Annotated in this window: 6 protein-coding genes, 1 tRNA gene and 2 rRNA genes; 1 reads left to right on the top strand and 8 read right to left on the bottom strand. The window is 70.5% G+C overall.

From position 1 onward, the window contains the following. The 4 genes from K6I34_RS16545 to K6I34_RS16530 all read right to left on the bottom strand — a co-directional run. Positions 1 to 471, bottom strand: a 471-nt coding sequence (locus tag K6I34_RS16545; RefSeq protein WP_229326853.1) for a RodZ family helix-turn-helix domain-containing protein, incomplete at its 3' end; no start/stop codon positions are given. 352 nt (positions 472 to 823) lie between these two features. Then, positions 824 to 3649, bottom strand: coding sequence for a DNA translocase FtsK (locus K6I34_RS16540; protein ID WP_229326851.1), 2826 nt, complete (start codon positions 3647 to 3649; stop codon positions 824 to 826). 126 nt (positions 3650 to 3775) lie between these two features. After that, on the bottom strand, positions 3776 to 4459 hold the full coding sequence (locus K6I34_RS16535) for a two-component system response regulator (protein ID WP_229326849.1): 684 nt from the start codon (positions 4457 to 4459) through the stop codon (positions 3776 to 3778). Between the two features lie 274 nt (positions 4460 to 4733). Then, positions 4734 to 10268, bottom strand: coding sequence for a HAMP domain-containing protein (locus tag K6I34_RS16530; RefSeq protein ID WP_229326847.1), 5535 nt, complete (start codon positions 10266 to 10268; stop codon positions 4734 to 4736). Between the two features lie 436 nt (positions 10269 to 10704). Between K6I34_RS16530 and K6I34_RS16525 the strand changes: the two genes are divergently transcribed. Continuing rightward, positions 10705 to 13323: a SpoIIE family protein phosphatase gene (locus K6I34_RS16525; protein WP_229326855.1), complete on the top strand. Its 2619-nt coding sequence runs from the start codon at positions 10705 to 10707 to the stop codon at positions 13321 to 13323. A gap of 122 nt (positions 13324 to 13445) precedes the next feature. Here the strand turns inward: K6I34_RS16525 and K6I34_RS16520 are convergent. The 4 genes from K6I34_RS16520 to K6I34_RS16505 all read right to left on the bottom strand — a co-directional run. Next, positions 13446 to 13521 (bottom strand) — tRNA-Thr (locus K6I34_RS16520). A 73-nt stretch (positions 13522 to 13594) separates the two neighbouring features. Then, positions 13595 to 14281 carry a DegT/DnrJ/EryC1/StrS family aminotransferase gene (locus K6I34_RS16515; RefSeq protein WP_229326845.1) on the bottom strand — a complete coding sequence of 229 codons (687 nt, stop codon included), beginning with the start codon at positions 14279 to 14281 and terminating at the stop codon, positions 13595 to 13597. A gap of 115 nt (positions 14282 to 14396) precedes the next feature. Then, positions 14397 to 14513 (bottom strand): 5S ribosomal RNA (gene rrf / locus K6I34_RS16510). Positions 14514 to 14586: 73 nt separating this feature from the next. Beyond that, positions 14587 to 14691, bottom strand: a 23S ribosomal RNA gene (locus tag K6I34_RS16505); the annotation flags it as partial.

Raw genomic sequence — 14691 nt, 5'->3', positions numbered from 1 at the left:
GGCGGAGGGGGAGTCGGCCGCGACGGAGTCGCCCGAGCTCTTGGTGCCGCCGTTGAAGAGGGTGAAGCCCACGAAGCCGACGACGGCGACGATCGCGGCGACCATCGCGGCCGTCCAGTTGGGCCGCCGGGGCTCGGACGACCGGATGCGCTCGCTGTCGAACAGCGGGGCCGCCGGGGTCGGCGCGGGGCGCCCGCCGTGCTCCGCCGCGTACTGGGCGAGCAGCTCCGCCGGGTCCAGGCCGACCGTGGTCGCGAGCATCCGGATGTGCCCTCGGGCGTAGACGTGGCCGCCGCAACGTGAGAAGTCGTCCTGCTCGATGGCGTGAACGATCGGAACGCGTACCCGAGTGGTCGAACTGACCTCTTCGACGGTCAGTCCCGCGCTCATCCGGGCTTGCTTGAGGGCCTGGCCGATGGAGGGCCGTTCGTCGTCCGCGGGAGCGTCCGCGGGTGAGTTGCCGATGGACACGTGGGCGCCTTTCGAGCGTGTAGCCACCTGCTGGAGATTCAGTCTAGGGGCGATGCAAAAACATCGGGCAAGCGGAAAGACGGACTTTGTACGCCATCAGGTGCTTCTCCGGCGCCGACGGTGGATCATCGGCCCGCCCCCTCTCCATCAACTCGGCGTACGGCCGAGGGAAACGGTCGGCCGGGTTCCTCTTCCGGGGGTTTCCCGGCCCTTTCCCGGGAGGTTCCCGGTCCTTTCCGGAGGTTTCCCGGCTGCTTCCGGGAGATTCCCGACTCTCCCGGCGGGCTTCCGAGGGGTTCCCGGCTCCCGGCGGACGGCAGGCGCCGGCCGGGAGCGGGGGCGTCCGCTCCGGCTAGGCCCCGCCGTCCCCGCGGATCACCGCGAGCACCGCGTCCAGCTCGTCCGGCTTGACCAGCACATCGCGGGCCTTGGAACCCTCGCTCGGACCCACGATGTTGCGCGACTCCATCAGATCCATGAGTCTGCCCGCCTTCGCGAATCCCACACGCAGTTTGCGCTGGAGCATGGAAGTGGAGCCGAACTGGGTGGAGACGACGAGCTCCGCGGCCTGGCAGAGCAGGTCCAGGTCGTCGCCGATGTCCTCGTCGATCTCCTTCTTCTGCGCCGTGCCGACGGCGACGTCCTCGCGGAAGACCGGGGCCATCTGCTGTTTGCAGTGGCCCACGACCTTGGCGACCTCGGACTCCGTGACGAAGGCGCCCTGCATGCGGACGGGCTTGCCCGCGCCCATCGGCAGATAGAGGCTGTCGCCCTTGCCGATGAGCTTCTCGGCGCCCGGCTGGTCGAGGATGACCCGGCTGTCGGCGAGCGAGGAGGTGGCGAAGGCGAGCCGGGAGGGCACGTTCGCCTTGATCAGACCGGTGACGACGTCCACGGACGGCCGCTGGGTGGCGAGCACGAGGTGGATGCCCGCGGCGCGCGCGAGCTGGGTGATCCGGACGATCGAGTCCTCGACGTCGCGCGGGGCGACCATCATCAGGTCGGCGAGCTCGTCCACGATCACCAGCAGGTACGGATACGGCGTCAGCTCGCGGCCGCTGCCCTCGGGGGGCTTGACCTTGCCCTTGCGGACGGCGGAGTTGAAGTCGTCGATGTGCCGGAAGCCGAAGGCCGCCAGGTCGTCGTAGCGCAGGTCCATCTCGCGCACGACCCACTGGAGGGCCTCCGCGGCCCGCTTGGGGTTGGTGATGATCGGCGTGATGAGGTGCGGGATGCCCTCGTACGCGGTCAGCTCGACGCGCTTGGGGTCGATGAGCACCATACGCACGTCGTCGGGGGTCGCCCGGATCATGATCGAGGTGATCAGGCAGTTGATGCAGGACGACTTTCCGGAACCGGTGGCACCGGCGACCAGGATGTGCGGCATCTTGGTCAGATTGGACATCACATAGCCGCCCTCGACGTCCTTGCCGAGGGCCACCAGCATCGGGTGCTCGTCACCGGCCGCGTCCGCGAGCCGCAGGACGTCGCCGAGGTTGACCATCTCGCGGTCGGTGTTGGGGATCTCGATGCCGACCGCGGACTTGCCGGGGATCGGGCTGATGATCCGTACGTCCGGGCTGGCGACGGCGTAGGCGATGTTCTTGGCGAGGGCGGTGATCCGCTCGACCTTGACGGCCGGGCCCAGCTCCACCTCGTAGCGGGTGACCGTCGGGCCGCGGGTGAAGCCGGTGACGGCCGCGTCGACCTTGAACTCGGCGAACACATTGGTCAGCGCGGCGACTATGGCGTCGTTGGCGGCGCTGCGGGCCTTGCCCGGGCCGCCGCGCTCCAGCAGGTCGAGCGAGGGCAGGGAGTAGGTGATGTCGCCGGACAGCTGGAGCTGCTCGGCCCGTGCGGGCAGCCCCGGCGTGGGCTCGGGCGCGGCCTTGGTGAGGTCCGGTACGCCGACGGGCTTGGCGGCGCCCTTTCCGGCACGTTCACCGGCGCGCGCTCCACCCCGCGCGCCGGGCACCGCGCCCGCGCGCTCCGGGCCGGTCTCGCCGACCCCGCCGACCTCCAGGGTCTGCTCCGTCCCGGCCTCCCGGTCGGCGGAGATGCCGTTGCTGAGCCCGGCGACGAGCGGCGACGGCTGGACCCCGTGGAGCACGGCGCCGTCCAGCGAGGCGGCGGCCGCGGCGGCCACGTCGATGGCGTCCAGAGGGCGGTCCGCGGCGCGCGGGCGGCGGCGCTTGCCGAGCGTCTCCTCCTCGGCGCGGTCCACATCGGCGGCCACCGGGTCGGCGGCCGTGCGCCGGGAGCGCCGCGCGGGCTGCTCACGCCAGTCGTCGGCGTATCCCCCGTACGCGGCGTCGTCGGCGTACCCCGCCTCGTACTCCCCCGGGTACGGCTCGATGATCCCGAGCCGTATCCCCAGCCCGCGCAGCCGTCGCGGGATGGTGTTGACGGGGGTGGCGGTGACCACCAGCAGGCCGAAGATCGTCAGCAGGATCAGCAGGGGCACGGCGAGCACCTCGCCGAGCATGACGTTCAGGGGCTGGGCGGCGGCCCAGCCGATCAGGCCGCCCGCGTTCCGCAGGGCTCCCGCGCCGTCGCCCCGGCCGGGCGAGCCGCAGGCCACGTGGACCTGCCCGAGGACGCCGACCACCAGCGCGGACAGGCCGATCACGATCCGCCCGTTGGCCTCGGGCCGCTCCGGGTGCCGGATCAGCCGGATCGCGATGACGCCGAGGAGTATCGGCACGACCAGGTCGAGGCGGCCGAAGGCACCGGTGACGAGCATCTGCACCAGCTCGCCGACCGGCCCCTGGAGGTTGGACCAGGTGCCCGCGGCGATGATCAGCGCGAGGCCGAGCAGCAGGAGTGCCTGGCCGTCCTTGCGGTGCGCCGGGTCGAGGTTCTTCGCACCCCGGCCGATGCCGCGGAACACCGCGCCGACGGCGTGCGCCACGCCGAGCCAGAGGGCCCGGACGAGCCGGAAGACGCCGTTGGTCGGGGACGGTGCCTTCTTGGGCGCCGGCTTGACGGCCTTGGCGGCGGCCTTCTTGGCGGGCGCCTTCCGCGGTGCCGCCTTCTTCGCGGGTGCCTTGCCCGCGGGCCTGGGCGGCGCCTTCTTCGCGGGCGCCTTCTTCGCGACGGCGCTCCCGGAACGGCCGGCGCGCTGCTTCGAGGTGCCCGCCGTGCTCTGGGAACCCTTGCCGGACGTACGTGAGGCCATGGTGCCGAGATTACCGTCGTCCGCCGCTGGGGACACCCGGGCCCCGGCGTTCACCCGTTCGTGTCGCGGCTCCGCGGTGCCGGGGGTGACGCGACGTCAGGCGGGCGGCCGGACGGGGGGAAACGGTCAGCTGGGCGAGGGGATCGGGCTGGCACCGCTGCCCGCGCCGGGCTCCAGGGCGTCCAGCGCCCGCCGCAGCCCGGTGAGTTTGCGCTCCAGGTGGGCGGCGGTGGCGACGGCCGCGGCGTCGGCGGACTCGTCCAGCTGCTTGGTGAGGGCCTCCGCCTGCTCCTCGACGGCGGCGAGGCGCGCGGAGAGCTCGGCGAGCAGCCCGGCGGGCTCCTGCGGGGCCGCCGCTCCCCCGCGGCCCTGGCCGTTCTCCAGCTGGAGGCGCAACAGGGCGGCCTGCTCGCGGAGCTGGCAGTTCTTCATGTACAGCTCGACGAACACCGAGACCTTGGCCCGCAGGACCCACGGGTCGAACGGCTTGGAGATGTAGTCGACCGCACCCGCCGCGTAACCGCGGAAGGTGTGGTGCGGGCCGTGGTTGATGGCCGTCAGGAAGATGATGGGGATGTCGCGGGTGCGCTCCCGCCGCTTGATGTGCGCGGCCGTCTCGAACCCGTCCATGCCGGGCATCTGGACGTCCAGCAGGATCACCGCGAAGTCGTCCGTCAGCAGCGCCTTGAGCGCTTCCTCCCCTGACGATGCCCGTACCAGCGTCTGATCGAGCGCCGAGAGGATGGCCTCCAGCGCCAGCAGATTCTCCGGCCGGTCATCGACCAGGAGGATCTTGGCCTTCTGAACCATGCCCCGTCCTCCTCGTCCCGGCTTGGGGTCGCCCCGGCTCTCGGAGCCGGGGGAAGCACCGGGCGCCGCCCCAGGGGACGACTCCCTTGCGCCGCCCGTCCTTGTGCCGGTCATGGTAGCCGCACCCCGGCGGTCACCACACCCTGTCACCGCGATGTCACTGTGCACATAGCGGAAACGTAGCGGGGGACCAGAAGGTTCCCCGAATCCCGTGCTCCCACACGTCCCCGGACGCGGCCGGTCAACAGGCGGTCAGGAACCGTCCGGTTGACCGTCACTCAGTGCGCATCCACTGCTCCATCACCGTCAGCAGGTGATCCGTGTCGACCGGCTTGGTGACATAGTCGGAAGCTCCGGCATCGATGCTCTTCTCCCGGTCCCCCTTCATCGCCTTGGCCGTGAGCGCGATGATGGGCAGCCCCGCGAACTGCGGCATCCTGCGGATGGCGGCCGTCGTGGCATAGCCGTCCATCTCCGGCATCATGATGTCCATCAGGACCACCACGACGTCGTCGTGCTGCTCCAGGACCTCGATCCCCTCGCGCCCGTTCTCCGCGTAGAGCACCGAGAGCCCGTGCTGCTCCAGGACGCTCGTGAGGGCGAACACATTGCGGATGTCGTCGTCGACGATCAGCACCTTCTCGCCGTGGAAGGTGCCTCCGAAGCCGTTGCCGAAGCCATGCCCGGACGGTTGCTCTGCGTCACCGACCGGCTCGTGCGGCCAGACGTCGCCCGGGGAGGCCACCGGCCCCTCCGGCGCGGCCGGCCCGGCCGTCGGCGCCTGCGCGCCCGCCTCGGTCCCGGACCCGGGCCACTGTCCCGCCGCCTGCGCGGCGCGCTGCCGTCGCAGGAAGAGACCGGCGGCGCCGCGCGCCTGCGGCTCGGACGGCCGGTCCGCGCACGCGGCGGGCCGCTCGGCCGCGGCACCCGCACCCGCGTCCGTCGGCTCCCCGGCGGACGCCTCGTGCTCGCCGGGCGCGAGCTGCGGGTAGCCCTGGGGCGGCAGCTCACCCGAGTTGAGCGGGAGGTAGAGGGTGAAGGTGGAACCGCGGCCGGGCTCGCTCGCCGCGTGGATCTCGCCGCCGAGCAGCCGGGCGATCTCCCGGCTGATGGAGAGCCCGAGACCCGTACCGCCGTACTTGCGGCTGGTCGTCCCGTCCGCCTGCTTGAACGCCTCGAAGATCACCCGCATCTTGCTCTGCGCGATGCCGATCCCGGTGTCGGTGACCGAGAAGGCGATCACCTCGCCGTCCACGTCCCGCAGGGAGCCCGCCTCCAGCAGCTGCTCGCGGATGTTGTCCGGCACGTCGCTGCCCGCCGGGCGGATGACCAGCTCGACCGCGCCGGTGTCGGTGAACTTCACCGCGTTCGACAACAGGTTGCGCAGCACCTGGAGCAGCCGCTGCTCGTCCGTGTGCAGCGTCGCCGGGAGCTCCGGCGAGACCCGTACGGAGAAGTCGAGACCCTTCTCCGCGGTCAGCGGCCGGAAGGTGGCCTCCACGTAGTCCACGAGCTGGACGAGGGCGATACGGGTCGGGCTGACGTCCATCTTGCCCGCCTCGACCTTGGACAGGTCCAGGATGTCGTTGATGAGCTGGAGCAGGTCGGAGCCCGCGCCGTGGATGGTCTCCGCGAACTCGACCTGCTTCGGGGAGAGATTGCCCTCGGCGTTGTCGGCGAGCAACTTCGCGAGGATCAGCAGGGAGTTGAGCGGCGTCCGCAGCTCGTGCGACATGTTCGCCAGGAACTCGGACTTGTAGCGCATCGAGACGGCGAGCTGCTCGGCGCGCTCCTCCAGGACCTGCCGGGCCTCCTCGATCTCGGTGTTCTTGACCTCGATGTCGCGGTTCTGCCGGGCCAGCCGGTCCGACTTCTCCTCCAGTTCGGTGTTGGAGATCTCCAGCGCCTTCTGACGGTTCTCCAACTCGGCGGAGCGCTCGCGCAGTTGCTCCGTCAGCTCCTGCGACTGCTTGAGCAGCACCTCGGTCTTGGTGTTGACGCTGATGGTGTTGACGCTCGTGCCGATCATCTCGGCGATCTGGTTGAGGAAGTCCTTCTGGATCTGGGCGAACGGCTGGAAGGAGGCCAGCTCGATCACTCCGAGGACCTGCCCCTCGAAGAGCACCGGCAGCACGATGACATGGGCCGGGGGCGCCTCGCCCAGCCCGGAGGCGATCTTCAGATAGCCCGGCGGGACGTTCTCCACCAGGATCGTCCGCTTCTCCTGCGCAGCGGTGCCGATGAGCGTCTCGCCCGGCTGGAAGGACGTGGGCATCGAGCCCCGCGAGTAGCCGTAGGAGCCGAGCATCCGCAGCTCGTAGCCGTCCTCCTCGCCGCCCTGGCCGCCGCCCGTGGGCATCGCCAGGAAGAAGGCGCCGTGCTGCGCGGAGACCACGGGGGTCAGCTCGCTCATGATCAGCCCGGCGACGTCCTCCAGGTCGCGACGGCCCTGCATCAGGCCGGAGATACGGGCCAGGTTGCCCTTGAGCCAGTCCTGCTCCTTGTTGGCGAGCGTGGTCTCGCGGAGGTTGGCGATCATCGTGTTGATGTTGTCCTGGAGCTCCAGGATCTCGCCCGCCGCATCGACGTCGATCTTGAGGTTGAGGTCGCCGCGGGTCACCGCGGTGGCGACCTCGGCGATGGCCCGCACCTGCCGGGTGAGGTTTCCAGCCATCTCGTTGACCGACTCGGTGAGGTCGCGCCAGGTGCCGTCCACGTCGCGCACCCGCGCCTGGCCGCCCAGCTGGCCCTCCGTACCCACTTCGCGGGCCACCCGGGTCACCTGGTCGGCGAACGAGGACAGCTGGTCGACCATGGTGTTGATGGTGGTCTTGAGCTGGAGGATCTCACCGCGCGCATCGATGTCGATCTTCTTGGTGAGATCACCCTGGGCGATGGCGGTGGTCACCATCGCGATGTTGCGGACCTGTCCGGTGAGGTTGGACGCCATCGAGTTCACGGACTCGGTGAGGTCCTTCCAGGTGCCGCTGACACCGGGGACCCGCGCCTGGCCGCCGAGGATGCCGTCGGTGCCGACCTCGCGCGCGACGCGCGTGACCTCGTCCGCGAAGGACGACAGCGTCGTCACCATCGTGTTGACGGTGTCGGCCAGCTGCGCGACCTCGCCGCGCGCCTCGACGGTGACCTTCTTGGTCAGGTCGCCGTTGGCGACGGCCGCGGCGACCTGCGAGATGTTGCGGACCTGGCTGGTCAGGTTGTTGGCCATCAGGTTGACGTTGTCGCTGAGGTCCTTCCAGATGCCGGTGACGTCCCGCACCCGGGCCTGGCCGCCCAGCTGGCCCTCCGTGCCCACCTCACGGGCCACCCGGGTCACCTGCTCGGCGAACGAGGACAGCTGGTCGACCATCGTGTTCACGGTGGTGACCAGTTCCAGGATCTCGCCCTTGGCGTCGACGGTGATCTTCTTGGAGAGGTCGCCCTTGGCCACGGCCGTGGTCACCTCGGCGATGTTGCGCACCTGCGAGGTGAGGTTGTTGGCCATGAAGTTCACGGACTGGGTGAGGTCCTTCCAGGTGCCGGAGACGCCCTGGACCTCCGCCTGACCGCCGAGGATGCCCTCGGTGCCCACCTCCCTCGCGACCCGCGTCACCTGGTCGGCGAACGAGGAGAGCTGGTCCACCATCGTGTTGAGGGTGTTCTTCAGTTCCAGGATCTCGCCGCGGGCGTCCACGTCGATCTTCTGCGACAGGTCGCCGCGGGCCACGGCGGTGGCGACGCCCGCGATGTTGCGCACCTGGGCGGTCAGGTTGGACGCCATGCCGTTGACGGAGTCCGTCAGGTCGCGCCAGACACCGGCCACGCCCGGCACCTGTGCCTGGCCGCCGAGCCTGCCGTCCGTGCCCACCTCGCGGGCGACCCGGGTGACCTGCTCGGCGAAGGCGGAGAGCTGGTCGACCATCGTGTTGATGGTGTTCTTGAGCTCCAGGATCTCGCCGCGGGCGTCCACGTCGATCTTCTGCGAGAGGTCGCCGCGCGCGACCGCCGTCGTCACCTGGGCGATCTGCCGGACCTGCGAGGTCAGATTCCCCGCCATGAAGTTGACGGAGTCCGTGAGCTCCTTCCAGGTGCCGCTGACGCCGTCCACCCGGGCCTGCCCGCCGAGCCGCCCCTCGGTGCCCACGTCACGGGCCATCCGGGTCAGCTGGTCGGCGAACGACGAGAGCTGGTCGACCATGGTGTTCACGGTGTTCTTCAGCCGGAGCATCTCGCCGGACACGTCCACGGTGACCTTCTGCGACAGGTCACCGTTGGCCACCGCCGTCGTCACCTGGGCGATGTTGCGCACCTGCCCGGTGAGGTTGCGGAAGGCCGTGTTCACCGAGTCGGTGAGGTCCTTCCACGTGCCCGCCGCGCCCGGCACCGTCGCCTGGCCGCCGAGCTCGCCCTCGACACCGATCTCCCGGGCCACGCGCGTGACCTCGGAGCCGAACGCCGAGAGCTGGTCCACCATCGTGTTGACGGTGTTCTTCAACTCCAGCATCTCGCCGGACACATCCACGGTGACCTTCTGCGACAGATCACCGTTGGCCACCGCCGTCGTCACCTGCGCGATGTCCCGCACCTGTGTGGTGACGTTGCGGAAGGCCGTGTTCACCGAATCGGTGAGGTCCTTCCACGTACCCGCCGCACCCGGCACCTGGGCCTGGCCGCCCAGCCGGCCCTCGGCACCGACCTCGCTGGCGACCCGCGTCACCTCGTCGGCGAAGGTGCGCAGCGTCTCCGTCATCTGGTTGATCGTCTCGGCGAGCTGCGCGATCTCGCCGCGCGCGCTGACCGTCACCTTCTGGGACAGGTCGCCGTTGGCGACCGCCGTGGTGACCTGCGCGATCCCGCGCACCTGGGCCGTGAGGTTCCCGGCCATGAGGTTGACCGAGTCGGTCAGGTCCTTCCAGACACCCGCGACACCGGGCACCTGGGCCTGCCCGCCCAGCTCGCCCTCCGTGCCGACCTCGCGCGCGACGCGGGTGACCTCGGAGGCGAAGGACGACAGCTGGTCGACCATGGTGTTCACGGTGTTCTTCAGCTCGAGCATCTCCCCGGCCACATGGACCGTGACCTTCCGGGAGAGATCGCCCTTCGCGACCGCCGTGGTGACGAGAGCGATATCACGCACCTGAGCGGTGAGCCGCGAGGCCATGGTGTTGACGGAGTCGGTCAGATCCTTCCAGGAACCCGACATTCCGCGCACCCGGGCCTGTCCGCCCAGCTTGCCCTCCGTGCCGACCTCGCTGGCGACCCGGGTCACCTCGTCGGTGAACGCCGACAGCTGATCGACAAGGCCGTTGACCGTGCGCCCGACCTTGAGGAACTCGCCCCGCAGCGGGTGCGCGGCTCCGTCCTCGCCCTGTGCCCGCAGGTCCATCCGCTGCTCGAGGTCGCCCTCGGCGACCGCCGACAGCACCCGGCCCACCTCGGACACTGGCCGCACGAGATCGTCGACGAGGGCGTTGGACGCGTCGATCGCCTGCGCCCAGGCCCCTTCGCAGGGGCCGACATCCAGCCGCTCGGTGAGCTTGCCCTCCCGGCCGACGACCCGGCGCACCCGCGCCAGCTCGCCCGTGAGCTGCATGTTCCGGTCGGCGACCTCGTTGAAGACGGCCGCGATCTCGGCCATCACCCCGTCGCCCTGAGTGGTCAGGCGCTTACGGAAGTTGCCGTCCCGCATCGCGGAGAGGGCCGACAACAGCCGGTTCAGGGCCGCGGTGTCCACTTCCGTCGTCCCATTGGCCCGGGACCGTCCGCCTTTCGCGCGCGTGCTCACGCCCCGCGCCGCTGCGCCAGACTCCACCGTGTCCCTCCCGCTGGGTCGATCATCCTCGTCGGGCTTCCGCTTCAGTCTTTCCCAGTGTTTCACCCTCCCACCGAAGCGGTGGCCAGTCGGTACGTAACCTCGCGTTCGCGGACTCGTTGAGGGCTACGGGCAGGGCTTGTCCTTCGTCACGGCCGTTCGGCCTGGCGAGAAGCCGCGACCTGAGGGTCAGGGCGGAGTCACAACAGTTCGGCAGCATCCCCCAGCGCGGGGTGTCTTTCACACAGCCGACCTTGGCCCGGCGGCCGTGCGTGTCCTTTCGGAGGGCGTGCACGGCCGCCGGACTGCGTTGGGCCCGAAACAAGCAGCTCCGTCCGCATCGCTTGATCCGACGGTTTAGCCTGGCGGATGAATCCGGGGCACAAGAAGCGGGCACAGGACTCGGGGGAGCAATGAGAGGCCAATGGGGAGTGCTGTGATCACCGCGCGGGCTGCCGCCACCTTCGAACCCGTCGGGCGTTCCGTCGCCGCCGCCCGCGCCTTCGTCCGGGACACGCTCCAGGGCTGGGGCTTCCCCGACATCGTGGACGACGCCGTCGTCCTCACGAGCGAGCTCGTCACCAACGCCGTCGTCCACGCGGGCACCGCCGCGGACGTCATGTGCATGCGCACGGACACCGGCGTCAAGGTCGAGGTGGCCGACCACTACCCGGACCGCGAGCTCCCGCTGGACGGCTCCGTCCACAAGCCCCCGAACGTCGACCGCGAGGGCGGCCGCGGCCTGCTGCTGTGCGCGGCCCTCGCCTCCCGCTGGGGCGTCGAGTACAGCAGCGCCCACAAGAAGGTGTGGTTCCAGCTCGACCTGCCCGACCGGCCCGCGGGCACCCGCTCGGCGGGCCCGGCGCTGCCCGCGGAGGCGCTGCCGGTCGCCGAGACCCGCGTCCGCGTCGCCGTGGTCCAGATCGACCGCTCCGGCACGATCAGCTCCTGGAACGACGACGCCCGGGAGCTGTTCGGATTCACCGCCGACCAGGTCACGGGCAAGCCGCTGACCGACCTGGCCGCCTGGCCGCACACCCCCGGCACCTCCACCGGCATCGCCGAGGCCCTGCGGCTCTCGCGCTGGGAGGGCTCGTACGGCATAAGGGACGCCGACGGCCGCATCACCCCGGTCTACGCCTCCCACCTGCGCGTACGGGACAACGTGGGCGCGCCCTCCACGGTCTGCCTGCTGGTGCGCGAGGAGGAGCGGGCCGTGCTCCAGAGCCTCCAGCGCACCCCCTCCTCGGACGCCGCGGCCGGCGAGCGCGGCACCGCCACCGACCCTTTCGAGGTCTTCATCGGCTCCCCGGCCCCGGACGACCTCGACGGCCTCCTCCAGCGCACGGTCGAGCGGGCGCGCGACATGCTCGACGGCGACGCCGCGTATCTGCTGCTGGCCACGGACGACGAGACCGAGCTGGAGGTACGGGCCTCGACGGGCCTGCCGTCGGCCCGGCAGCGCTTCGCCCGCGTCCCCGTCGAGGCCGGTACTGGCCGCTACGGCTCCGCCCGGATGCCCGCGGTCCACGAGGATCTCGCCGTCGTACCCGGTGCCGTTCCCCTGCTGGCGGACACGGGCATGCGTTCCGTCGTCACGGTTCCCCTCAAGGTCGAGGGCCGGCTCACCGGCTCGCTCGGGGTGGCCGCGGAAGGCCCCGGCCGCTATACGAACGAGGAGGCACTCCGGCTCCAGTTCGCCGCCGACCGTATCGCCCTGGCGGTGGAGCGCGCCCGCCTGAACGAACTCGAACGTCTGCGCCGCGGTTCGCTCTCGTTCCTCGTGGAGGCCTCCGACCTGCTGGCAGGCACCCTCGACCGGGACCAGACCCTCGCCCTCATGGCGCAGATGACCGTACCGACGCTGGCCACCTGGTGCGCCGTCTACACCGTGGCCGACCCCGCATCCGACCCGGAGCTGTCGTACGTCCTGCACGAGGACGAGGACCGCATCGACGGACTCAAGACACTGCTGGGCAAGCTCGCGCCGCCGGAGCCCGCCCTCCCGCCGGGGGCCCGCGTCTGGCGCGCGCCCGCGGAGGCGGCGCAGTCGGCGGCGCTGCGCAGCTCCCTGCGCAGCCTGGGCCTGGCGGACATCGCGCGTACGGCGGGCCCCGGCGCCTCGCTCGCGACGGCGGCGGCCGTGGGCGGGGAGACGGTGGTGCTGTCGCTGATGGCCCGCAACCGCGTCATCGGCATGCTCGTCCTCGGCAAGCCCACGGACGACCACTTCCGCCAGGAGATCCTGGAGCTCGCCGAGGACCTGTCGCGGCGGGCGGCGCTCGCCCTCGACAACGCCCGCCTCTACAGCGAGCGCACGGCCATCAGCCAGTCGCTGCAGCGCAGCCTGCTGCCGCCGGAACTGCCGAACGTCGCCGGCGTCGAGGTGGACGTCATCTACCGCGCGGCCGGCGAGGGCAACGAGGTCGGCGGTGACTTCTACGACCTCTTCCCCATCCGGGACGGCGCCTACGGCTTCGCGATCGGCGACGTGTGCGGTACGGGCCCGGAGGCGGCCGCGGTGACGGGTCTGGCCCGGCACGCCCTGCGGCTCCTGGCCCGCGAGGGCTACGGCGGTCCCGCGGTCCTGGAGCGGCTCAACGCCGCGATCCTGGACGAGGGCGCCCGCAGCCGCTTCCTGACGCTGCTGTACGGGGAGCTGTGGCCGCAGGAGGACGGCAGCGCGATCCTCAAGGTGGTCTGCGCGGGGCACCCGCTGCCCCTGCGGCTGCGGCCCGACGGCTCGGTGGAGACCGCGGCGGACCCGCAGCCGCTGCTGGGCGTCATGGAGGACCTGGAGCTGTACGAGCAGACGGTGGCCCTCGATCCGGGCGACGTGCTGCTGTGCGTCACGGACGGCGTGACGGAGCGCCGTGAGGGGGCGCGCATGCTGGGCGACGACGGGTTGAGCGATGTCCTGTCGAACTGCACGGGCCTGACGGCGGGCGCGGTCGCGGCCCGCATCCTGCGGGCGGTGGAGCGGTTCGCCGCCGAGCCCGCCTCGGACGACATGGCGATCCTGGCGATGCGGGTGCCGGAGCGTCAGGAAGGCTGATTTCCCGGGGGCTCCGGGAAACCGGGGCTCCTTGCTTTACGGTCGCTGCTTCACGGTCGCGTGCTTTACGCCCGCACAACGAAAACGAAAAGGCCCCCGCCGACTGGCGGGGGCCTTTTCTGTGGAGCCCCAAAACGGAATCGAACCGTTGACCTTCTCCTTACCATGGAGACGCTCTGCCGACTGAGCTATTGGGGCCAGCAACGAGATAAAGCATACCCCATGTTCGTACGCCCTTTTGACCACGTGGGAGTACCCATGGGAGTGCCTGCTAGGCCGCGGCCCGCAGGAGCCCGCCAAGAGCGTTGCACGAGGCCGCGATGCGATGCAGTTCCCGCTGCGTGGTCGCGCCGTCCACCGGCAGCGCGAGGCACTCGTCGGCGGCGCGCTCGGTCTCCGGGAGCCACAACTCCCGCCTGAACGAGGGCGTCCGGTGCACGGGCGTCTGTACGGGCACGTGGCAGCGGATCCCACGGGCGCGGAGCGCGCGGGCGAAGGCGTCCCGGTCGGGCCGTCCGTTGCCGGGGACCCGGACGACGTAGAGCCGGTAGGCGTGCGGGAATTCGGGATCCGTGCGGGGCGTGAGGACGCCCGTGAGCCGTGCGTTGAGATAGGTGGCGTTCCGGCGCCGCCGCAGCGTGTCCGCGTCGGAGAAGGGCGGCTCCGGTTCGTGTTCGAGGACGAGGAGCCCACGCGGGGTGGCCACGGCCCGCAGACCCGCCAAGTCGGCGCGTCGGCCGAAGAGATGAACGGGCATCACGGCCGCGGTGCGCAGGGTGAGGGTGGCGGCGACGGAGGCCGGTGAGAGGCAGAGGGTGTGCGGGTCGACGTCCGCGAACACGGGAGAGGCCCCGGCCCGCCGGACGGCCTCGGCCGCGTCCGTGGTGGCGTACGAGGGGACGATGACCTCGTCGCCCGCGCCGATTCCCGCTGCTGTGAGCCTCTTGGCTGTCCCCATGGACGGGAGAGTGGCGGCCGGACGTTAACGCGGCGTGACGCTCCGCACTTCATCATGAAAACAAAAAAGCTCCGGCACCTGAACCGAAGTTCAGATGCCGGAGCTATGAAAATTTGTTCGGCGGCGTCCTACTCTCCCACACGGTCCCCCATGCAGTACCATCGGCGCTGAAAGGCTTAGCTTCCGGGTTCGGAATGTAACCGGGCGTTTCCCTAACGCTATGACCACCGAAACACTATGAAATTAACAGACCGGAAATCAACACGGTCGTTATTTCAGAACCAACACAGTGGACGCGAGCAACTGAGGACAAGCCCTCGGCCTATTAGTACCAGTCAACTCCACACCTTACGGCGCTTCCATATCTGGCCTATCAACCCAGTCGTCTACTGGGAGCCTTACCCCATCAA

It is taken from the genome of Streptomyces sp. UNOC14_S4, from assembly GCF_020740835.1.
Classification (GTDB): Bacteria; Actinomycetota; Actinomycetes; order Streptomycetales; family Streptomycetaceae; genus Streptomyces.
Note: the sequence above shows the minus strand (reverse complement) of the source record. Positions and strands in the feature narration are given on the sequence as shown.

What these genes read in the sequence shown, in the direction of transcription:
- K6I34_RS16540 (WP_229326851.1), bottom strand. Translation starts at nt 3,649, where the DNA reads ATGGCCTCACGTACGTCCGGCAAGGGTTCCCAGAGCACGGCGGGCACC.
- K6I34_RS16535 (WP_229326849.1), bottom strand. Translation starts at nt 4,459, where the DNA reads ATGGTTCAGAAGGCCAAGATCCTCCTGGTCGATGACCGGCCGGAGAAT.
- K6I34_RS16515 (WP_229326845.1), bottom strand. Translation starts at nt 14,281, where the DNA reads ATGGGGACAGCCAAGAGGCTCACAGCAGCGGGAATCGGCGCGGGCGAC.